This is a genomic window from Belliella calami (assembly GCF_022549695.1).
In the GTDB taxonomy this organism is placed as follows: Bacteria; Bacteroidota; Bacteroidia; order Cytophagales; family Cyclobacteriaceae; genus Belliella; species Belliella calami.
On the sequence record NZ_JAKZGS010000014.1, the window covers coordinates 22,227 to 44,958 of the forward strand.

At 37.2% G+C, this 22,732-nt stretch carries 18 protein-coding genes; 5 read left to right on the top strand and 13 right to left on the bottom strand.

Annotation, left to right across the window (positions count from 1 at the left end; genetic code table 11):
• Positions 1–367 precede the first annotated feature (367 nt).
• From MM236_RS14805 to MM236_RS14845, 9 genes are all read right to left on the bottom strand, one after another.
• Positions 368–1,012 carry a DUF2911 domain-containing protein gene (locus MM236_RS14805; RefSeq protein ID WP_241275766.1) on the bottom strand — a complete coding sequence of 215 codons (645 nt, stop codon included), beginning with the start codon at positions 1,010–1,012 and terminating at the stop codon, positions 368–370.
• Between the two features lie 357 nt (positions 1,013–1,369).
• Entirely contained in the window at positions 1,370–2,185 is an 816-nt protein-coding gene (locus tag MM236_RS14810; RefSeq protein WP_241275767.1) for an enoyl-ACP reductase FabI, read from the bottom strand.
• A 113-nt stretch (positions 2,186–2,298) separates the two neighbouring features.
• Complete coding sequence (gene recN / locus MM236_RS14815) at positions 2,299–3,951, bottom strand: DNA repair protein RecN (RefSeq protein ID WP_241275768.1); 1,653 nt, start codon at positions 3,949–3,951, stop codon at positions 2,299–2,301.
• 42 nt (positions 3,952–3,993) lie between these two features.
• Positions 3,994–4,896 (bottom strand): type IX secretion system protein PorD, encoded by a 903-nt coding sequence (gene porD / locus MM236_RS14820; RefSeq protein ID WP_241275769.1) that lies wholly within the window; start codon positions 4,894–4,896, stop codon positions 3,994–3,996.
• Positions 4,897–4,937: 41 nt separating this feature from the next.
• Positions 4,938–6,146, bottom strand: a complete 1,209-nt coding sequence (gene coaBC, locus MM236_RS14825; RefSeq protein WP_241275770.1) for a bifunctional phosphopantothenoylcysteine decarboxylase/phosphopantothenate--cysteine ligase CoaBC — start codon at positions 6,144–6,146, stop codon at positions 4,938–4,940.
• Positions 6,146–6,460 carry a DNA-directed RNA polymerase subunit omega gene (locus MM236_RS14830; RefSeq protein WP_241275771.1) on the bottom strand — a complete coding sequence of 105 codons (315 nt, stop codon included), beginning with the start codon at positions 6,458–6,460 and terminating at the stop codon, positions 6,146–6,148. The genes coaBC and MM236_RS14830 overlap by 1 nt, the downstream gene beginning before the upstream one ends.
• A gap of 9 nt (positions 6,461–6,469) precedes the next feature.
• Complete coding sequence (locus tag MM236_RS14835) at positions 6,470–7,408, bottom strand: outer membrane protein assembly factor BamD (RefSeq protein WP_241275772.1); 939 nt, start codon at positions 7,406–7,408, stop codon at positions 6,470–6,472.
• 72 nt (positions 7,409–7,480) lie between these two features.
• The gene (locus MM236_RS14840; protein ID WP_241275773.1) at positions 7,481–8,194 is read right to left on the bottom strand and encodes a T9SS type A sorting domain-containing protein; all 714 of its coding nucleotides are present in this window, start codon (positions 8,192–8,194) and stop codon (positions 7,481–7,483) included.
• 185 nt (positions 8,195–8,379) lie between these two features.
• Positions 8,380–10,002: an OstA-like protein gene (locus MM236_RS14845; RefSeq protein ID WP_241275774.1), complete on the bottom strand. Its 1,623-nt coding sequence runs from the start codon at positions 10,000–10,002 to the stop codon at positions 8,380–8,382.
• Positions 10,003–10,093: 91 nt separating this feature from the next.
• Here MM236_RS14845 and tilS point away from each other — a divergent pair, with 91 nt between their 5' ends.
• The 5 genes from tilS (at position 10,094) to MM236_RS14870 (ending at position 17,642) form a co-directional block, all read left to right on the top strand.
• Entirely contained in the window at positions 10,094–11,368 is a 1,275-nt protein-coding gene (gene tilS, locus MM236_RS14850) for a tRNA lysidine(34) synthetase TilS (protein ID WP_241275775.1), read from the top strand.
• A 3-nt stretch (positions 11,369–11,371) separates the two neighbouring features.
• On the top strand, positions 11,372–11,890 hold the full coding sequence (locus MM236_RS14855) for a Crp/Fnr family transcriptional regulator (RefSeq protein WP_241275776.1): 519 nt from the start codon (positions 11,372–11,374) through the stop codon (positions 11,888–11,890).
• 142 nt (positions 11,891–12,032) lie between these two features.
• On the top strand, positions 12,033–12,971 hold the full coding sequence (gene mdh / locus MM236_RS14860) for a malate dehydrogenase (protein WP_241275777.1): 939 nt from the start codon (positions 12,033–12,035) through the stop codon (positions 12,969–12,971).
• Between the two features lie 247 nt (positions 12,972–13,218).
• Entirely contained in the window at positions 13,219–15,942 is a 2,724-nt protein-coding gene (locus MM236_RS14865) for a hypothetical protein (RefSeq protein ID WP_241275778.1), read from the top strand.
• A gap of 44 nt (positions 15,943–15,986) precedes the next feature.
• Positions 15,987–17,642, top strand: a complete 1,656-nt coding sequence (locus MM236_RS14870; RefSeq protein ID WP_241275779.1) for a mechanosensitive ion channel family protein — start codon at positions 15,987–15,989, stop codon at positions 17,640–17,642.
• A gap of 34 nt (positions 17,643–17,676) precedes the next feature.
• On the opposite strand, the gene MM236_RS14875 is transcribed toward MM236_RS14870, so the two are convergent.
• From MM236_RS14875 to MM236_RS14890, 4 genes are all read right to left on the bottom strand, one after another.
• Positions 17,677–19,104 (bottom strand): SLC13 family permease, encoded by a 1,428-nt coding sequence (locus MM236_RS14875; protein WP_241275780.1) that lies wholly within the window; start codon positions 19,102–19,104, stop codon positions 17,677–17,679.
• A 146-nt stretch (positions 19,105–19,250) separates the two neighbouring features.
• Positions 19,251–20,339 carry a PAS domain-containing sensor histidine kinase gene (locus MM236_RS14880; RefSeq protein ID WP_241275781.1) on the bottom strand — a complete coding sequence of 363 codons (1,089 nt, stop codon included), beginning with the start codon at positions 20,337–20,339 and terminating at the stop codon, positions 19,251–19,253.
• Positions 20,340–20,428: 89 nt separating this feature from the next.
• On the bottom strand, positions 20,429–20,980 hold the full coding sequence (locus MM236_RS14885; RefSeq protein WP_241275782.1) for a hypothetical protein: 552 nt from the start codon (positions 20,978–20,980) through the stop codon (positions 20,429–20,431).
• A 53-nt stretch (positions 20,981–21,033) separates the two neighbouring features.
• Entirely contained in the window at positions 21,034–22,485 is a 1,452-nt protein-coding gene (locus MM236_RS14890) for a site-specific DNA-methyltransferase (RefSeq protein WP_241275783.1), read from the bottom strand.
• Positions 22,486–22,732 lie beyond the last annotated feature (247 nt).

Genomic DNA, 22,732 nt, shown 5'->3' on the forward strand with positions numbered 1-22,732 from the left:
TAAAGATATTAGATCAAGTATTTAAAGAGATAATGAATTTTTGAGGGTTTAGATAAATTTTCTATAATGAATTTTACAATTATTTCTCCAAATAAAAAAAGCTACCCAAAAGGGGCTTTAGCCCTGCAATCTTCGTAGGAAAACAAATAAAATTTATTCATTGAAGGGGCGTAGCCCTGACATCTTTTTGGTCTATCATAGAACAATTCTTTAGCAAAAAATAGATTAAAGGGCTACGCCCCTTGTTTCGCCTGAATTCAAATTATCTACGAAGATATATGGGCTACGCCCCTAGTTCTAAATAGAAATGATTTATAAAGATTTTACTCCAAAAAATAAAAGCTGCCCTTTCGGACAGCTTTCTGATTTATTTGATACTGAATGGCATGCTAACTTTTACTTGATCCCAACTGAGGGAGATAGCTCCTTCAGTATCTGAAACTTTTTCTACCCCATAAGTCAATCTCTGTATTTCCTGTTCAAGTTCGACTGGCTTTACATTTATTCTAACCACATCTTCTGATTCCTCGTAGGCATCAGCAAGGTGTTGGTCATAATTCTTGTTCAAGATTAAGGTCCATTCTTCTCTGCCTGGTATGGTAAAGAATCCATACATTCCTTCAGCAACTTCTACTTCATTGATGACTACATCTTCTGAAAATGTCACTGCTGTAGCCCAATGGGACCCACTCACCCATACTTGATCATAAGAAACCAGCCCATTCCAGATCACACGGCCTCTTTTTCCAGGAGAACCATAATTGACTGTAACTGTAGCATCACCAAAAGAACCAGATGCTTCCCTTCGTGCACTTCCTTTGAAGGTGTCTTCTGTCAAGCCGGCATTTACACTGTCAGCATAGCTTGCCCGTTCGAGCAAATGTTCTTTTTCCAAATTCGAAAGCTCTTCCGATTCTGCTTCGACTGGAACTTCGGTGTTTTCTTGCTTATTTTCACCACCACATGAGAATAACATGGTGGCAGATAACAATGCTAATAACGTATTTTTCATGTTACTTTAATGATATATGCTTTGCAATATATGTTAGAAATATGCCATCGGCGAAATATTTGGAATAAGTGTGAATTGAAATCCAATTGTAAGGACTTTTCCAAAGTGTAGGGATTTGACTTTTCTGATAGGTTTTCATTTCAGGTACTTATCGCAATCTCGACTAATTTCACGCAGCCTTTTTACTTTCCAACTTTAAAACCTTCCAATTCTAACCCCCACTGACTATCGGGACTAATCTTCTAATATTTCAATCCGCCACGGCAGACAAGTTCCTTTAATCGCGATTTTCGGGACAATCTTGCGCATGCGAACTTTTTAACTTTCCAAACCTTCGAACCTTTTAACGGTTCCACCTCACTCTCCTGACAACCCTTCCATCAATTCCTCAGAAATTCCTGTCGTAGAGTATCCTCCGTCGTGGAATAGGTTCTGCATGGTCACGTATCTGGTAAAGTCTGAGAACATAGTGATAATGTATTCCGCACAAGCCTCTGCTGATGCATTCCCTAGTGGAGACATCTTATCTGCGAAGTTGTAGAAAGTATCAAATCCGCCTATACCTGTTCCAGCAGTTGTTTTTGTAGGTGATTGGGAAATGGTATTGACTCTTACTTTTTTCAATTTACCATATCTATAACCGTATCCTCTGGCGATGCTTTCCAAAAGTGCTTTGGCATCTGCCATATCTGTGTAGAAAGGATACACTCTCTGAGCGGCGATGTAAGAAAGACCCATGATGGATCCCCATTCGTTCATTACATCCATTTTCTCAGATACCTGCATCATCTTGTGGAAAGAAATAGCAGAAACATCATAAGATTTGTTTGCCCAATCATAGTTTAGGTCGCCATAAGACCTGCCTTTTCTGATGTTTGGTGACATACCAATAGAGTGAAGCAAAAAGTCAAAGTTTCCACCTAAATATTCCTTTGCCTCAGTATAAAGTTTTTCGATATCTTCCAAAGAAGTAGCATCTGCAGGAATCACAATCGTCCCACATTCCTGAGCCAATTCATTGATCGCTCCCATTCTCATGGCGATAGGTGCGTTGGTCAATACGAATTTCGCTCCTTGTTCATGGGCTTTGATAGCTGTCTTCCAAGCAATTGAATTTTCATCCAATGCACCGGTGATGATACCGACTTTTCCTTTTAGTAGATTCTCAGGCATAATATTTTTGTTTATTAGTTCAAATTTGAAGGGGTAAAAATACGGAAAAAATCGAGATGATCGATGTGATGTAGCTGAATAGATGCCTAGAGACTGATCAGTAGGCCTTATTATTAATTTTTGAGCAACTCCCGTGCACTTTCGTAAGCGCTTTCGGAAGGGTTGGATCCAGCGATCATTTTGGCAATCTCAGTGATTCTGTCATTGCTTTGCAGCAAACGGATTTTTGAAATCGTTCTGTCTGTGCTGTTGTCTTTATAGACAAAATAATGTTGATCTCCTTTTGCAGCTACTTGTGGCAAATGACTGATACAGATGACTTGGTGGTTTTTTGCAATTTCCTGCATCATTCTGACCATTTGCAAAGCAACTTCACCCGATACTCCGGTATCTATTTCATCAAAAATCAAAGTTGGCAAAGCCATCTTGTCTGCCATGATATACTTGATGGCAAAGATTAATCTTGAAAATTCACCTCCTGAAGCCACTTGTTTCAGGGCTTGTGGTTTTACTCCTTTATTTGCCGAAAAGAGCAAGTCTAATTGATCAATTCCTCTTTTGCTTGGTGAGATTGATTGATGGAAAAACTCAACTTGGGCATTTTCCATTCCGAGTTGTACCAAAAGTGAAATAAGTTCTTTTGAGAAGGCCTGAAAACCAGCTTTCCTCTTTTTGCTTAGGAGCTCACCTTTCTCTATCAAAGCTTTGTAAGCTGTATTCATTTCAATCTTCAAATCCTCCAACTGCTCGTCTAGGTTTTCTATTTGAAATGCTTTTTCAGCCAATTCCTTTTCCAGAGCCATCAAATCTTCTACCGATTCCAAGCCATGTTTTTGTTGGAGTTGATAGATTTTGCTCAAGCGCTCCCTCGTCGTTTCCAATTTTTCGAAATCAACTTCTACTTTGCTATCTTCATCTTCAAGACTTTCAGCAATGTCTTTCAGTTCTATCAAGACACTTTGAAAGCGTTCTTTGAAAGATTCATACTTATGGGCAAACCTTCCCAATTGCTGAATTCCAGTATTTGCCTGTCCAAGGATATTCAATCCTCCAAACTGCTCATCTTGGAGTTGAACGAGGATTTCTTGGATCTTGCTCTTTATTTCCTCGGCATTTTCGAGAATCTCCTGATCACTTTCCAGTTCTTCCTGCTCTCCTTCTTTGAGTGATAGTGAGCTGAGCTCTTGAAGCTGAAATTGATTGAAGTCAGCTTCCTTTTTTAAATCCAATGCTTGTTCACTAAGTTTTTCATAAGATTTCTTAGCTTTCTGATAAGCTTGAAATGCACTGGAATATGCATTGAACTCACTTTGTGTTTTGGTAAAAGCATCGATCAAATCTAGTTGATATTCACCTTCACCCAACTGGAGTGTGTCATGCTGTGAATGGACATCCATCAGGGATTTTCCCAATTCTTTGAGGATTTCTAGCCTGACAGGAGAATCATTGATAAACGCCCGGGACTTTCCATTTGGGCTAATTTCCCTGCGGATGATACAGACCTCTTCGAAATCCAAATCTTCCTCTTCGAAAAATCTTTTGAGTTTGTAATTTTTTATATCAAAAACACCTTCAACAATGCATTTTTTTTCTTCATCAAAAAGTGCTTTCGTATCAGCCCTATTTCCGAGAAGAAGCCCCACTGCTCCAAGCATAATAGATTTACCGGCACCTGTCTCACCTGTGATCATATTCAGGGAAGCGCACGGTTCCATTTCTAGTGATTGAATCAAAGCGTAATTTGCGATGCTAAGGGTTTTGAGCATGAATTTGGTGTGTTTTAAGAATGCAAATCTAACAAAATGATCTTAACCTCTCAGCAGGTCATTGTATTTTCTGGAATTTGTTGGATCTACTTTCAACAATAATTCTACTGCCTCTGTTCGGATTTCCAATGGTGCTTTTTTGAATATTTTGCTTATTTCATCTCCTTTTGCATCGATAAAGGAGATAGTAAAAATGCTGTTAGGCTGTGCTGTATTTGCTTCTTCCAATTTTTTGATGGCTTCTAGCATATTTTTGAATGCTTCTTCAGGGTCTTTGTTTAGAAGATCCATTCCTTTGCGGTGGTATAGATAGTTTGCTTCTCTAATAGGAGCGAAAACTGAAGAGGTATAAATATCATTAATCAACCAATAGCGATTTCTTCTTTCGTTTGTACTCTGGTTCCACCCAGGGCGGTTGGATTGCTGGGCATTGTTGACGATTGCATTTGCGATTTCGAAATATGGATCACCTCCTCGAAGTGTAAAGCTGTCATAATCAGTCCCCAATGCTAGATAAGCATAATAGGCTAGGAGGGAACTGATGTTGTTGAGATAAGAAAACCTATTGAATTCCAACGGTTGGTTTTGAAGAAATTCGAATGTCCAACTTCTATCAATAAAGTTAAAAATCATACTTTCGTAATTGGTGCCATAGATTGGTCTTACTACCTGAACTTGGACGGTTGCATTGTAAAAACCAACCTGAGGCATATCATTGATAGTGATCAACATACTTCCTTTGATTCTTTCTAATGGTCTGAACTCATCATTCGTCCAATTTCTCCCATTAAGAAATTGCTCAAACGATGTCTTCATGTCCTCAAAAACATCCTTTTCCTGCGTACGTGCTCTTTCGGAATTGATGATTACCTGAAAATTCAATTCTTGTGCAATACCAAAAAATGGCAAAAGGTAAAGAAGTGTCAGTGAAATGATTTTTCTCATATCGATCTTTTATTGATCTAAAGTTAACGATAAAAATATAATTAAATTTCTACAGGAAGTTGTTTGATTTGCTGTAAAATTAACTGGGCAATTTGAGCTTTTGGCAGAACTTCTGAGGTTTGTTCATTCCCGTTTTTCGAAAACAAAGTAACTTTGTTTGTATCCAATTGAAATCCAGCTCCAGCTTCTTTCATGGAGTTTAACACAATCATGTCAAAGTTTTTCTTCATCAATTTTTCTTTTGCATGGAAAGCTTCATTTTCTGTTTCCAAAGCAAAACCAACATGAATCTGATGTGGACTTTTTTCTTGGCCTAATGTCCCAGCTATATCTATGTTTTTGACAAGCTCTATGGTCATTCCCTCCCCTGCTTTTTTGATTTTTTCTTTCGCAATATTTTTCGGGCTATAGTCCGCTACAGCCGCAGCAAAAATACAAATATCCATTTTATGATGATACTCTTTGGCAGCTTCATACATTTCCAAAGTACTTTTTACTTGAACGATATGAATATTGCTACCATGTGGTCTGATAGCGCCATGTCCCAGGACAACATGCACGTCTGCACCCTGATTTGCAAACGCTTCCGCTAAAGCAGCTCCCATTTTACCACTAGAATGGTTGCTGATAAAACGGACGGGGTCTATTGCTTCTTGTGTTGGACCAGATGTTATTAATACCTTTTTTCCTTGAAATGATTTTGATATTGAAAAATGAGAAACAACCCTTTCAAGAATGGTTTCTGGCTCCATTAATCTACCTTGGCCAGAGAGTCCACTTGCTAATTCTCCTGCTTCAGCATCAAGGATTCTGTTTCCGTAACTGATTAATGATTTTATATTTGCTCTAACCGAAGGGTGCTGATACATGTCAAGATCCATCGCTGGAGCGATCATGACAGGGCATCTTGCTGAGAGGTAAGTTGCTGTGAGTAAGTTGTCACTGATGCCATTTGCGAATTTGGCAAGTGTATTGGCGGAAATAGGGGCTACTAAAAATAAATCCGCCCAAAGTCCCAACTCCACGTGGTTAGTCCAAACACCATCGTTTTCAGAATGAAACTTATGGTGAACAGGATTCTTGGAAAGGGTAGCTAAAGTCAATGGGGTGATAAAATCAAGAGCAGAGGTACTCATGATGATTTGTACCTCTGCTCCTTCTTTTACCAATAAACGAGTCAAATGGGCACTTTTGTAGGCTGCAATACTGCCTGTAACACCCAAGAGGATTCGTTTACCTTTTAATTTCATTATTCTTCGATATCAAGATCTGGATGACGAGAGTAGATTTTACCCTCTACGAATTCTTCCATGGCCAATGTTGATGGCTTTGGCATTCTTTCATAGAACTTTGATATTTCGATTTGCTCTTTGTTTTCAAATACTTCTTCAAGATTATCTACTGTAGAAGCAAATTCAGAAAGTTTGCTGTTCAACTCTTCTTTCATTGTAGAAGAAATTTGCTTTGCTCTCTGGCCGATAACATGAATAGACTCATACAGATTGCCTGTTGGCGCTGCAATTTTTTCTAAGTCTCTAGTAATGATAGATGGATTAACTGCCATGATTATATATTAATTATTGTTTTCTGTGATTGGAATAGTTATTACTTTTTCTCCTTCTGGAGAAACTGCTTTTTGGTCTTCTTCAAGCTTGGCTTTCGCCAATCTTTCTTCATAATCTTTTTTCAATACCAAATGGTTTTCGTACTCTTTGGTAGTCTTCAGTACTTCAACATTTACTTTATCCAAATATTTACTGTTTGGATATTTTCTTTTGAATTGTTCTGCAAATGCCAATGCCTCTTTGAGTCTATCTTCTTTTTTGAGATATACACTTCTTTCTCCATAAGCAGACGCTACTTCTACCAATCTGAAAGCAAGTTCCTCATTGTATTGGCTGTCTGGGTAGTTTTTAGCAAAGTTTTGGAAATTGATGATGCAAGCTTTGTAGAAGTCACCAGGATAAAGTCCTTCTGTCAGCCTCAAGTACATGGTGGATTCTTGGTAGGCTTTCTCCTCAAATCTTTTCTGCAAATCGTCAATCATCGCCATAGCTCTTTCATAAGAGTCTGACTCGGGGAATTTGTTGATGAAAAGCTGAATAGCATTTACGGCATCTCTACTGCTTTTCTGGTCTAGATTATAATCAGGGGAATCCAAATAAAGGGAATAAGCATTCATAAACATTGCTTCTTCCGCCATTGGGCTTCTATTGTAAGTCTGATAGAATGTGTTGAAATAACCTGCAGCCTCTATATATCTTTTGGTTCTAAAATGGCAATAAGCATAGTTGAAATCTGCTGTTTCGGCTCTTTCACTTCCTCGAATTACAGGTAATACTTTGTCATAAAGGATAATAGCTTTATTGTATTCTTCCTCTTGGTAGTAAGTATTGGCGGCATTGTATAATTCTTCCCAATTAGTACTTTTTTCGAGCTTGTAGAATTGTCCACAAGACGAAATCAAAATCAACAAAAGGAAAGGCAAAATATATTGGAGGGATTTTTTCATAATTTTCAGAGTGCAAATATAATGGAATATTACTTTGTATCAAACTTAGTATGAACTGCTAAGTGATAAGGCTTATTGTTCGACAACGAGTTTCTTGGTCACTATATTTTTATTGTCTACGAATAATGTGTAAAAATAAACTCCTGGACGGAGGTCTGCCACATTCATCACCAATGTCTCTTGTCTTGGATCGAGTCTATATTCAGCTACTGGATTGCCAATAAAACTATTGATGCTTATTTTGGCTGTAGCTCTTGGATTTTTGAAATTGTAATCAATCTGTGCGATTCGATTGCTTGGGTTTGGGTATACACTTCCTATAGAAATATCTTTGTGATCCACTTCATTTTCTACGGCATTGGGATTGGTGACATTATAAATGGCATCTATCACAAATAAATCACGGTTGTTTTCTGGGTTTACAAAATGAAATTCAAAGTTTCCCCTCGTTTCCACGATCCCATAGTCGAATTCTACATACAAGTCTGTAAATATTTCATTCGGTTTTAGTTTCAATTTGACTTTTGCAAGATCTTTTTTTGGATCAAAACAGACATCCCCAATGCAAAGCTTGACTTTTTGTGATGTTCCAATGTTTCCTCTTAAAAATTTCAAATTATATTCTTTTGTTTGGTCACTTTCATTTTGGATGATGAGAGACTTTCTCTGGGAATTGCCTATTTTACCTGAAAACTCAATGTTCTCTGATAATACACGTACTTGTGCGTCCATTTCCATCGGAAGAAACGACAACAAACATGCAAATATCAGTAGAAAAGATTTCATGTAGATTTTTTAAATCAATAAGCGATATGAATTTTTGGTAAGCGATCATTATGTAATACTATAAAATTACCTAAATGGTTTCAGCTTCAAAAGGTTTGGCGGTTAAATTTTGTTAACCTAAATGAAATTTTTTATATAATCAAACGTTTTCAAGGGGTTTTGAAAAATCAAAAAGCCTATTATGATTAATTATTGCTTGATTTGATGCTTTTTTTGATTTCTTTTTGTATTTCTTCATCTGTAGGGGTTGGGATTGTTATTTCTGGAATGTTGAAAAGATTTTCTTCAAATCTTTTTCTACTAGTAGGTTTTCTCCATGCATAGATTATTTCCATGTCGGGTTTTTCCTCTTCTCTCCAAACTAACCCTTCCAATTGTCGGTCTTCTTCCTCCAGCAAATGGGGTGGAGTAAATTTTCCCTCGGGTTTTATCAGATAATTGATCTTGTTGACATTCCCTTCCTTAAAAAACATAATGATATTAGCACAAATATTCTTATTTACCCCTCTTAGCGTACTGTCATTAAGGAGGTCAAAGTAAAGGGATTCTCCATTTCCATTTACATCTAATCTTTTGATGTCACCTTCTTCAAATGTCCCAATCATTTTTCTCCCCTTCAATTGATTGAAATTCCCCAAAGTGTCTTTGGATACATTGAAGGCTTTATGGTTTAGGAAAACCTTATCCAATTCTTCGTTGGCGATCAGGATGCTGATACTGTCAGCTGTAATCTGACTTTTGTTGTTCCAAATCACAGGATCTTGGTAAAGGTGGATCGTGGAGTCAGAGTAAATATAAGTCAGTGAATCAGCTCTTCCTGCAAGTTCGGATTTGATCATTCTGACATTATAAAATGCCTGCAAAAATCGCTCTGTTTCCAGTTCACTATCTTGTGAGATCAGTGTGTCAGAAATCATAAACATAGTATCGGCCTCGAAGTATTTTTGAACTAAGGCGTTTCCATACACTATACTGTATTTTCTATCTTCCCAATATTTTCCTTCTTCACCAAATATCTCAATATCCCTTTCCTTGTTGTACACACTGACATCACCCCGTCCTTCATAATAAAGTTGGTTTTCATCATAAAAAAGATTTTGTGCATAGACCAATGATGTTTCTGTTTCTACTTCTCCATCATAGAATCTAAACAGTTTGTTTTCAGTGTCATAATAACTCCCTTTTTGTGCATTGAGTTTGTTTCCTTCAGCAGACACTATATTTGTAAGGCCAACTGTTTCAGCTGTTTTCGGAATTGTGAGGTAAATCAGAAAATTTGTTTTAAGGGTATAATCTGGGTTTACCAAGATTACGTCTTCCGTAAAAGTTATTTTCTCAATAGTTGTTTCATAGATTCCATTGAGACTTGTGAGTACATTGGTGCTATCCACGACTTTTCCATCATTGAAATAGTTTGCAACACCAGTTTCTCTATTGTAATCCAAGAAATCTGTGTAGAGAGTTGTTGATTCGTTCTTAAAGACCACATTGGTTCTCAATTTTGCAATTCTGGTATTTCCATCATATTCAGCGTACCTGCTAGTGGTGGTGACGGGATCTTTTTGGTCCTCTATTCGGACATTTCCAAATAACTTAGCCATGTTCTCCTCTTCATAGAAATATGCGGAATCACAGTAGATCAGTGAATTTTGATGTCTCATAACAGCATTTCCCAACAATCGTTGGAACCCTGAGCTACCAATGAGTCGGTCGGCCTTTTGGATTTCCAGCATGGTATCTTCCTGAGCTATAGAGAAATGTGAGAATGTGAAAATAAAGAAGAAAAGAAAAGCGCTGTTTTTGATCATTTGATTAGTATTCGGCTACAAAATTAAGCAAAAATGGTATTTTTGGGTTATGGTTGATCGATTTATCCAACATATACGGACAAAAAATCTTTTGGATTTAAAAGCACATTATATATTAGCCATCAGTGGTGGTGTGGATAGTGTCTGTTTGGGGCATTTGCTGCATGCGGCAGGGGTGAAGTTTTCTTTGGCACATTTCAATTATGGACTTAGAAATGAGGAAAGCGATGGTGACGAATTGTTCGTTAGGGAAATGGCGAATTTTTGGGATGTTTCACTTTTTGTCAACAAAGCAAATCCTGAAGATTTTGAAGTTCGGGGAAAATCAATCCAAATGGTAGCAAGAGATCTCCGTTACGAATGGTTTGCCAAATTGGTAAAGGAAAATCAATATACTGGAGTAATCGTTGCACATCATTTTGAAGATCAATTGGAAACTATCTTGCTCAATCTGCTTCGCGGTACAGGAATAGAAGGTGTGTACGGAATGGCAGAAAAGCGGGATTATCTGATTAGACCAATGCTGCCATTCAAGAGAAGTGAGATTGAAAAATACATGGTGGATCATAAGCTTCATTGGAGGATAGATAGCAGCAATCAGAAGAACGTATATAAGAGAAATTTCTTGCGAAATGATGTCATTCCAAATATACTTCAAGGTTTTCCTGATGCATTGACGACCCTTGATGATAGTTTTCAGAGATTGAAAGATACTGGAAAAGCTTTTTTTTATTTGTTTGCTGCCTGGAAATCACAACATATTATAGAAGAAGGGGCGTGTCAATATTTAAATATTTCTTCATTGAATTCCCTTCCGGGGAAAAATTCCATGCTTTATTATTGGCTTCGAGATTTTGGGTATAGCTATTCAGATGTGGTGGATATAATAGAAGCAATTTCAGGTGGGATTTCAGGCAAGATTTTTTATTCCGGGAAATATATGGTCAATGTAGACCGAGAAATGATCATCTTGGGAGAAAACAATTTTGAACAAAGTGAATTTACAATAGAGGCTACTTCAATTTCCATGAAAACCCAATTTTCGAAATATGATATTTTGCAATTGGAAGGTCCTTTTGAAATCGATAAAAATTCTGAAAATGCCATGCTGGATTACGATAAGCTGGATTTTCCGCTGACGATTCGAAATTGGGAATTGGGAGATAGGTTTGTTCCACTTGGCATGAATAATGAAAAGAAAGTGTCTGACCTTTTGATTGACTTGAAAGTACCAGTGATCAAAAAAAAATCAGTATCTGTGTTATGTTCAAAAGGGGAGGTTGTATGGGTGATTGGCTATAGGGTCAGCGAGCATTTCAAATTCGATGTCAACACCAAAAAAGTATTATATTTCAAAAAAAGATAAGTCATGATCAATCCATTCTCCAAAACATTCACAGCTACAGAAATGGCGGTTTTTGAGTTTTTATCAGAAGTCAAATTTTTTGAACGTCTGAAAAATTCAGAGATGGCCAAATTTCTTCCTGCTATCCACAATAGAAAGTACGTGAAAGACGAAGTTGTTTTTTTCAGAAATGATCCGAGCCAAGCACTTTATATATTGAGAAGAGGAAATGTTCGCCTGACTATCGATATTATGGATAGTTTTGAAACTATCTTGGAAGTGGGCAAAGGTGGGGCTTTTGGAGAAAACTCTCTGATGGAAAACACAAAAAGAATCTACACAGCAATTGTGGATTCGGAAGAAGCTGAAATTATGGTTGTCCCACATTTTTCTATTCAGGAGATTTTCGAGACCAATCCCAAAATCAAAGCCAAAATGATGACTTCTTTGGCTGAGTTTTATAACCAAAACAATCAAAAGTTATTCAAATCCTATCAAAGTTCCTTTGGCTTTTTCAATTTGGCGCAAATGTTTGAAGAGTGAAATTGAGCCAAATTCTATATATGCTTGTTTACCAAAAATATTTAGATAAGTTATGGTTTATTTTTTCATTAACAGTCTTTGTTTAATAACTTAGCGGAACTTTTGAATAAATCATTAAAACTTAATAAAAAACATATAAATCATGGCTAAAGTAACCGTAGTTGGAGCTGGTAACGTAGGGGCAACTTGTGCAGACGTATTGGCATACAGAGAGATTGCCGAAGAAATTGTATTGATAGACATCAAAGAAGGTGTTGCCGAAGGCAAGGCTTTGGATATCTGGCAAAAAGCTCCAATCAACCAGTATGACAGCAGAACTGTCGGAAGTACCAATGATTATTCTAAAACAGCTGATTCTGATGTGGTTGTGATCACTTCGGGTCTTCCCAGAAAACCAGGAATGACCAGAGATGATTTGATCGAAACCAATGCAGGAATTGTAAAATCAGTAACTGAGAACGTTATCAAATTCTCACCAAATGCAATCATTATTGTAGTTTCCAATCCATTGGATGTAATGACTTACCAAGCGCATATCACTTCCAAGCTTCCAAGAGCAAAGGTGATCGGTATGGCTGGAATCTTGGATACTGCTAGATACAGAGCATTTATCGCAGAAGAGTTGAATATTTCTCCAAAAGAAATCCAAGCGATCCTTATGGGTGGACATGGTGACACGATGGTTCCTCTTCCAAGATACACAACTGTTGCAGGTATCCCTGTTACAGAATTGATCGCCAAAGACACTTTGGATGCGATCATCGAGAGGACAAAATTCGGTGGTGGTGAATTGGTGAAGTTGATGGGTACTTCAGCTTGGTATGCGCCAGGATCTGCAGCTGCTCAGATGGTAGAAGCGATTTTGAAAAACCAAAGAAGAGTATTCCCAGTTTGTATCAAGTTGGAAGGTGAATATGGTATCGATGATTGTTACTTGGGAGTACCTGTAATCTTAGGAAAAAACGGTGTAGAAAAAGTAATCGAATTGGATCTAAATGCCGATGAAAAAGAGCTTCTTGAAGTTTCTAGAGGACATGTCAAAGAAGTGATGAGTGTCTTAGACAAATTGTCAAGCAAATAATATTTAAAGTACCTTATCCTAAAAATCCCGGTTTGTTGATCGGGATTTTTAGGTTTTATAAAGAATTGAAATTTAATTGCCACCAGTAATTTTATAAGGCAGATCTTTCAATTTTGCAGAAAGTTTTGAGACACCTTCGGTTCTTTTTGAAAAATCTTACGTATTTACTTCTGAATTGATTAGGGCTTCGATATTAGTCAAGTTCAAGTATCGTTTGATAAAGTAAAAATAAAAACACCCCAAACCAGTGCGAATTATAAAGCAAATCTTAGTTTCTTTATTGGTAGTCTCCGTTTTAGTTGGAGGGTACTTTTTCTATCATAGCTCTTATTGGAAAGGTGAAAAAAATGCACTTGAAATAGTTTCGCCGGATGCGATATTTGTATTTGAGACACAAGAGCCTGTTATGGCTTGGAACCAATTGGTTAGCCAGCCGATATGGAACAGGTTGACTGAATTACCCTCTGTCAAAAATGCTGAATCCCAATTAGTTTCTTTGGACAGTCTGGTAGGAAGGTCGGGTAATCTAGACCGTTCCCTCAAGGGGAATCAGTTTGTGGCTTCTCTGCATGCAGTGGGAAGAGATGAATTCGATTTTTTATTCACCTTATCATTCAAAAATGGGTCAGATCAAGAGTTTATTTCCTCTCTCGAAAAAAACCTTCCCGATTTATCACAAATCACTAGACGAAGTTACAGCCAAATACCAGTATATGAGTTGCAAAATGTGAATTTGGAAAGGAATCTCACTTATGCAAAAATAGAGAATATTATTGTGGCTAGTTATACTTCTTTTTTGGTTGAGGAGGCAATTAGGCTCTATCAAAATTCTTCTGAGCCAAATTTCAAATCTGTCAATAAAGAGTTATTTGAAAAATTGCCAATGGCAAAAGGTCTTGGTGTATTTAGATTGGCGAGTTCAGGTTTATCCAAACTAGTCGCGGGGATTAGTAGAAATGAGAATTTGAATTTGGTGACACAATTTGCAAAAAATGGGCTTTCGGGCAATTTTGAATTGAATTTCTCTGAAGGTAAAATTTCTTTGAAAGGAGCTACATTTTTTCAAAAAGGCCTAGAAGTAGACTTTACGAAAGGAAACAGAGGGATAAAAGAAGTTTCTAATTTCATACCCAATCGAACATCGGTTTTGTTCAGGTATAATTTGGAAAGTGCTGCGCAATTGGCAGCATTTACAAATGAAGATTTTCAAGCAAAATCTACTGTTTCGGGGGAAATTGAAAAAAACCTTATTCAAAAGGATTTTTTAAAGAAATTAACTGGAGATTTGACATTTATGATTTTTGAAACTCCTGCAAATCAAGAAGAAGATAAGGTCATGCTTATCCAGACTGATGGACTTGATGCCCAACTTAGCCTTTTGAAAAATTTTAACGATGGCGTAGGAAATGAGGCCCCTTCTTCCGAATTGCTGGATGTTTATCAAGGAAAGGAGATATTTGTTATTGCTACAGAAGATTTTCCAGCACATCTGTTTGATGGGAAATTCAGGGGTTTTTCAGAGACTTATATTACAGGTTTTGACGGGATGCTTGTGTTTGCCAATAATATAAAATCACTCAGGGTTTTTCTGGATGATATAGCTGCTGACAATACCTGGGGTAAAAGTCTCCAGCAGAAGCGTATTGCTGGGACATTGGACAGCACCTCGGGATTTAATTTTGTAATCAATGTACCAAGAATGTGGAGTGGTTTGGAAAATATCAGCTCTCCAAATTGGAAAGTGTTTTTGCAGAAATATGCTCCACAGCTAAAATCGCTTGATATACTATCGATTGGAGTGGTAGAAGGTGGAGATGTTCACAAAACCAACATTGATTTTTCTTATTCTTTAAGACCCATTAAGGCGGTTAGTGGTGTTGTATTGACTGAAAACAAAGTAGTGAGGTTTCGAGATAATTTGATTTATGGACCAAAGGCAATTCAGAATTTCAATGATAGAAGCGCTGAGTTTGTAGTCCAAGATGAAAACAATCAAGTACATTTACTTACAGGTGAAGGAGAGATTGTGTTTTCCCAAGCATTGGATGGGGTTATTATTTCAGATATTTTCCAGGTTGATTTTTATAAAAACGGAAAATTGCAGTTGCTTTTTGCAACCCAGAAAATGATATATATCATCGATCGGCTGGGGGGGATTTTACCAAATTACCCTTTGGAAATAGCGGGAAGAAACATCACACATTTGAATTTGGTGGATTATGACAATAATAGAGATTATAGGTTCTTCGTAGGTACAGACCAAGCAGAATTGTATTTGATCAATAAGAATGGAGATGCACTTGAGGGTTGGGATCCACAGGTGATTTCATCCAATCTGGTTGTTAAACCTGCTCACCATAGAATAGCTGGTGCTGGAGATCAAATGTTGGCATTGAATACGCAAGGCGATCTGTATTTTTTTAACAGAAGAGGGGAGAAAGTGCTAGATTCTCCAATAAAAATAGGAGGCTCTCTAAATTCTGATTATATCATCGTACAAAGAGGAAGTGCTTCTTCGAGTAGGTTAGTGACAGTCACAGAAGACGGAGAAGTTGTGAATATCAATTTCAGGGGGGAAATGGGATATAGAAATCAGTTGATGAGACCTGATAAAGAAAGTCAGTTTTATTTGGTCAAAGATCAAAAAGAAGACAGGTTCGTTCTCGTAGTTCATGAATTCAATAAAATAACTATTATGAATACAGAATATGAAGAGTTGTTCTCTTACAACATCTTCTCTGAAGAATTGGAATTTCAGTTTTTCTCCTTTGGGTCTGACAAAAATATTTTTGTAGTAATAGACCCAATCCAGCAATTCACCTACCTGTTTAGTCTGAATGGTGAACTTTTGAATTCACTTCCTATAAGTACCAAAAATCAGATCGAAGTGAAGTATTCAAGTAGCCAAAATGAATACAGGATTTATGTTATTTCAGAAAATGAATTTGTAGAATACAGGTTGCCAATTTAGGTTTTGTACCTTTGTGGCTGAAAAAAATCGAAATGTTTACAATAATGCGCTTTACTTTAATCTTATTACTTTCTTTTACATTCTTTTCTACACTTTCTGCCCAAGTAATATTGGATGAAAACCATATCCCGGTCGACCTAGCAGAACTTCACAGTCTCAACTCTCCTTATTCCGCTACGCTTACATTTTTTTATAACCTTCGGGAAGACAACTATGATCCGGAAACTGCTGCCGAAGTATTGAGGACATCAGGTCAGTCATTGGAAGAATCAAAAAGACTTGCTATACAGCTAAAGCAGATTTTTGATGGAAATGGCGTATATGTGAGAATCAATGAAATCCCAAATGACCCAAATTACATAGACTCATTACACAATAATCAGTCGAGATATTTTTTCGATACCAGGATTTTGCCAGGTGTATATCTTGAAAAGCAAAACGGTGAATGGAAGTTTAGTGCATTTACAGTAGATCAAATCCAAAGTCTGCACAAGGAAACTTACCCATACGGGACTGATAAGCTACTGAATACGCTTCCGAAACTTGGCAACGAAGTCTACTTGGGACTTCATTTTTGGCAATTGGCAGGACTATTCATCTTGATTTTGCTTTTGTTCCTTTCGCATAAAGTCATCACATTAGTTTTGGATAAGGGGTTGCTCTATGCCCTTGAGAAGTTTGGGTACGGCTACATTGGCGAGACCTACCTTTTGCCAGTAGCAAAGGTGATAAGCATCTATCTGATCATCATCCTTACTACGATATTTATCAGGATTCTTCAGCTTCCTATCGAAATCGTGTCATGGATCCTCTTATTGCTCAATGCAGCAAAGCCTTTTGTAGTCACAATTGTCTTTTACAAAATTGTCGATATTGTTTCTATGTATTTTGCCATGCTCGCAGAAAGGACAGAATCTACTCTCGATGACCAGTTAGTGCCATTATTGAGGAAAACACTCAAGGCATTTGTGGTGATAGTAGGTACGCTGTATGTGTTGAAAGAAGGTCTGCAAGTTGATATTGTTCCGTTTTTGACAGGACTTTCTATTGGTGGTTTGGCATTTGCTTTGGCCGCTCAAGATACGATAAAGAATTTCTTTGGGTCAATTATGATTTTTATCGATAAGCCTTTTCAGGTTGGAGATTGGATCACGAGTGGAGATGTGGATGGGACTGTCGAAGAGGTAGGTTTTAGATCTACTAGAATCAGGACTTTCAGGAATTCAGTTATGTATATTCCTAATGGGAAAATCGCTGATGCAACAATAGACAACCACGGACTAAGGCAGTATAGAAGATTTTACACTACCCTGACCATTACTTATGATACACCACCACATCTTGTAGAAGCTTTTGTACAGGGTCTGAGAAAAATCGTGGAAGCACATCCTGATACCAGAAAAGATTATTATAACATCTATTTCAACAACCTTTCTGCTTATAGTCAGGATATCATGTTCTATGTTTTTTTTGAAGTGCCAAATTGGACAGAGGAATTGAGATCGAGACATGAGTTGCTAATTTCTATCGTCTCTTTGGCAAATCAACTAGGTGTACGTTTTGCATTTCCTACGCAGACTTTGCACATGGAGAGCTTTCCCGAGAAGAAAACGCTAGTTCCTGAGTATAGCTCTGATGCGAATTCTTATCAAGCCAAATTGCAAGAATTTGTTTCAAAAGAATTGAATAAAAAGGATTGACAAGAAGCAATTATTTGACAATTTCTACCTCAATCTAAGCACTTCCAAAGATCAAGCTATAAATCATCACCGATACAAAAGCGAGGATGGGACCAATAACAATCATCAATAAGCCCCCGCTCCGAAAGTTCTTTTGCTCAACCATCCCTGTAGAGTAGGCAATGGCATTGGAAGGTGTAGATACAGGAAGCAAAAGCGCACAAGAACAGCTCATCGCTACAATCAGCGGCGTAGCAAATCCCCAAATCCCCGGAAGAGCCAATCCTAAAGGAACCAAGATTGCTGCAGCTGCTGTATTGCTCATGATGTTGGAAATCAAGACAGCAATAATCGCAAATACAATTCCTACTCCAAACATTGGAATGGGCAATTTTTCGATTTTCTCCATGATAATGTCAGTCAGTCCCACATCGACCATGGCAATACCTAGTGCCAATCCACCTGCTACAAGCATCAATGTATCCCAAGGCAGCCTTCTCACATCTTCTGCTACAATGATTTGAAATAATGTGAGAAGTACGATCGGAATTGCAGAAGTGGCCGCTATAGGAATATGATGAATGGGCTCAGTTAGCCAAGCAATAATAGTGACAATCAAGGTGAAAATAACAGCGTTCTTTTTGAACCCTTTGACTTTAGCATCAGTCTGTGAAAGTTTTTCCAAGTCTAAATTAACATCCTTGATTTTGAGTGATTTTGAAAGGAACTGCCAGAAAATATATGTTGCCAATAAAGCTGTCGGAAGACCAAAAATCATCCATTCTATAAAGGTGATATTTACACCTTTTTCCTGCAAAGCACCAACTGCTATGGCATTTGGGGTACTTCCGATGATCGTACCCATTCCGCCCAAAGTGGCAGCGGCGGGTATTCCCACTAACAGTGCTTTTGTGTAGGTGGAGTTTTTCCCCATCAGATTGGCCAAGGGAAGGACGGAAGAGATCATCATGGCAGTAGTAGCCGTATTTGACATGACCATACTTCCGACAGCAGTAGTAAACATCAATCCCATCAGCAATCGATCGGGTTTGCTTCCGAATTTTTTTAAAGTAAAGCGAAAAAGCGACTTGTCAATACCTACTTGGGACATCGCTTCAGCAAGGAAAAAACCACCCAAAAGCAACCAAATAACATTGCTAGTCCATGTGCCAAGGTACATCTCTACTGGTGTCCTATGATCTTCTAGGATAAAGTCAGTTCCAAAGCCCAGAAGCAACCCAGCAATGATGAATATGCCAACTGCAAATGGTGGGATGGCTTCGGTAATCCAAAGGCCAATGGCAAGGATTGAAAGGGAAAACACATAATTGGCATCGTCGGCATAGCCGAGCTTGTCGAAAAAGTAGCCAATGACTAAAGCTAGAATGAAATTTCCTGTGAAAGTAGAGGTGTTGAAAATCCAACCTAGATTCAGTTTGCGATAAAGTCTTATGGCCGCTTGACGAGAATCATTATAATCCATATTGGTTTTATCAATTTTTACTAAGATTGAAAATTGAAATAATAAGCTCAACTTCGAGACTTTAGAGACGTAAAGGCTTCAATACTTTAGATTTAAATGTTTTAAAATGGAAGTTTATAATGTAGGTATAAGCATTCAGGTGAAAGTCAAAGTGACTGAAAGGTGATTGTGAACTTTGTTCCCGTGTTTACTTCACTTTCTACTTCTATATTCCCATAGAGTTTTTTGATTTGATTGTAGATTAAATAAAGTCCGATCCCCTTACTATCTTCATGAGAATGGAATTTTTGATTAAGACCAAAAATCTTTCCTTTCACTTTTTCCATATCAAAACCCATCCCATTATCTTCTATTGTCATTATTGGGGTTTTGCCTGTTTTTTTGGTTTTTACTTTGATGAATGGTGGCTGACCTGGCTGTGCATAACGAATGGAGTTGGTAATCAAATTCAAAAAGACACTCTCCATATATTCTCTATTGAATATTACTGTTTCTACACGTGAAAAATCAGTTTCTATAGTCGTATTGGAAGATGATATCAACGAATGAATGGAGTTTTTTACTTCATTCAAAGCTTCTTCAAACCTGACAGTCTCAAATTTACTTTCTTCCAAGCTTCTTTTGCTAAGCAAATCGACGTAGCTGTCTAGTTTGTTTTTCAAATTTTCTGTTGATTCTTTGAGGAGGCCAAGCAATTCTATATTTTCCCTATCGTCGATTTTTGATTGATCGATTAAGTTTAAAATAGCAATGAAATTATTGACGGGCGACCTTAAGTCATGCGTGGTTCTATATGTCAAAGTTTCCATTTCTTTATTGATCATCATAAGATTGGACAGCAGTTGATTTCTTTCTGCTTCCAGCTTTTTCTTGTATGTGATGTCTTTTGCAATGGCAAAAACCAACCTGTCTTTTTCCAGAAACATAGAAGTCCATGAAAGCCATACTATCTCCCCGTTTTTTGTAAGGTATCGATTTTCAAAATTCAAAAGGGGCTTACTTTTGGTGAGCTCTTTGCGAGCTTTCGCCGTTACTTCTTGATCCTCTGGATGAACAAAATCATTGATCGGTGTGCTGAACAGTGTCTCTTCGTCATAACCTAATAGGTTGCTGACAGCTGGGTTTATTTTTTTGAAAAAACCATCATAGCCGGCTATGCAAAATAAATCTGGGGAGATTTCAAAAAAATAGTCTAGCTTTTCGAGAATTTCGGAATTCAAGTCTTTTCTAATCATAGTTTGGGGTGATTGGCAACTACAGATTATTCGTGATTTATGCAAACATACGTTTTTATTTTTAGTGATTGCACAGTTTTAAGAAGGTTTTAGCTTAATATTGAAAGCAATCTTTCAAAATTCTTATTCATCAAGCCCCATCGGAATTCATGGTTGGGCGTTTTGTAACAATAACCTTTGAAGCTATTCTTTAGGACTATTGGTGATTTGCAAATTTGATGTCCTGAAAGCCAGCCATAAAAGCCAATTTCTCTACGGATTTTATCTATCCAGCCTATCACTACAAAATCTTTGCTCTGTGGTTTTTGTTCATGAGGATATCCATAAGTCCAATTGTCATTTGGAGGATTGCTCGTTGATTTCAGAGCGACTTTCACATCGATTTTTTTTCCATTGATCAGAAAATCGAATTCGTCCGAATTCCTGTCATCGAATCTCTTCGTGTCCATTTCGTATTTGACAGCCATTTGTTCGAGCCAATGGGCAAAAGCAAGTTCTCCAAGGCAGCCAAGAAAAGCCTTGCTAAATCTTTCACCTGCATTCAGCCCAAAACGGGAATAAAGCCCGTTTTTTATCATTTCTGAGGCTTTTTCTTGAGCTTTTTTTTCAAAGAGTTCAAAATCAAAATTTTTGATAATCATAAAAAGTTGAGTTTAAAGAGTTATAGTATGGTTTGTTTTAATACTAAGAAAGCCTAGTTTTCAATTTCCTTCAATTCAAAATACTTAAATCCGGAATCAATTTTTGGAAAGGAAGTTTTGTGTTTTTTGTGCAAAAGAATTAGCCTTTTGTGCGTGATTTCTGAGATTTTTCTGAAACCATTTTTGAATGCTTCTGAATTAGACTTGATGGTTTCTGGAAGTTGGATACAAATATATTTTCTGTTTCCTAGGTCTTTTTCATTCATCTCCAATACAGCCTGTGCTGTAGCGCCAGAGCCAGCAAAAAAGTCCAAGATTATACCTTCAGGATCATCCGAAAAACCCAAAAGATACTTGATCAAGCTTGGAGGTTTGGGAAAGTCAAAAACTTTTGCTCCCAACATTACCTGCAATTCCTTGCTCGCAGTTTCATTGGTGTCCACACCTACCTTGTGGTTGATAAGGTTAGGGGGGGCTTCTTCGTCATAAGAAAGCTTTTCGTAAGCTGGACTGAGTTTGATTGTGGGGATTTGTATGAAAGTCCCCTTTTTGATCTCTTCATCCAGCTTTGGTTGTGTCCATTTGAATTTGGCTTTGAGGGTTATTTTTTTGGTAAAATAACCAGCACTAACTTCCGTGTCCTCCAATAATTCGATTGCATACTTATCAGTACCGTAGTTGCCTTTTGGGATTTTCCCATCAGGGATTCTTGTTGCAACTTTGTTTTTTGGAAATGTTAAAATATTGATCGTGTTGCTTTGATTGAGTAATCCGTTGCTGCTGGGACTGGTTTTCTTGATTCCTTTGAACTTGCTTTTATCTTTCATCTTTTGATAGCAAAGGACATACTCTACCACTTTTTTGCTCTTTCGTGAAAGATTGGCAGGGGTTTCGGATTTTACCCAGGAAAAAACCTCAATGTAATTTTCTTCTCCAAACACTTCATCCATCAAAAGCTTCAGGTTTGCAAGTTCGTGATCATCAATGCTTACGAAGATCAGCCCATCATTTCTTAGGAGCTTTCTTCCCAAGATCAATCTTGGATAGATCATTGATAGCCAATTGGAATGGGTTGATTCGAAGTGGTTTTCTAGTTTTTGACTTGATTTGGAACTTGAGAACTTATCAGAATAGACAAAATTTTCTGATCCCGTATTGTATGGTGGGTCTATATAGATGACCTTGATTCTTTCGGTGAAATTCTCTTGAAGCAGCTTTAGCGCATCTAGGTTATCACCTTCAATAAAAATGTTTTCTGAAGAATTGAATTCAATGGATTTTTCAGGGTTTGGGGTCAGTTTGAAATTTGATTTGGAAAGAGCTTGGTTTTTGGATGCTTCCTTTCCCAACCATTGTAATCCTGATTTTATTTGATTTTCATTTTGTAGGATATCATCTAGTTTATTTAAATCAAGTTCATCATTCAAAAATGCTTCGGGATGCTTTTTTTTAAGCAGGTCCAAGAGTTTGTCAATAGTATCAAAAGTGGATTTGGTCATAATCATTGATAATTTCTGTTTAAATATTTATGGCATTTAAAAAAGAGGAATTTGAAAATTTAGTTTAAAATTATGAAAAACAGAACATGAATAAACAGAGTTTTGCCAGTAATGATAGAAAAACCTGATTTAGCCTAGAACTGATATTACTTGATAATAAAATAGGCGAGCAATCAACTATGAAACCAATGCTTATTGCAAAGAAGCTTATAATCATAAAATGGAAATTGATATAGCCTTACATTTTCAAATT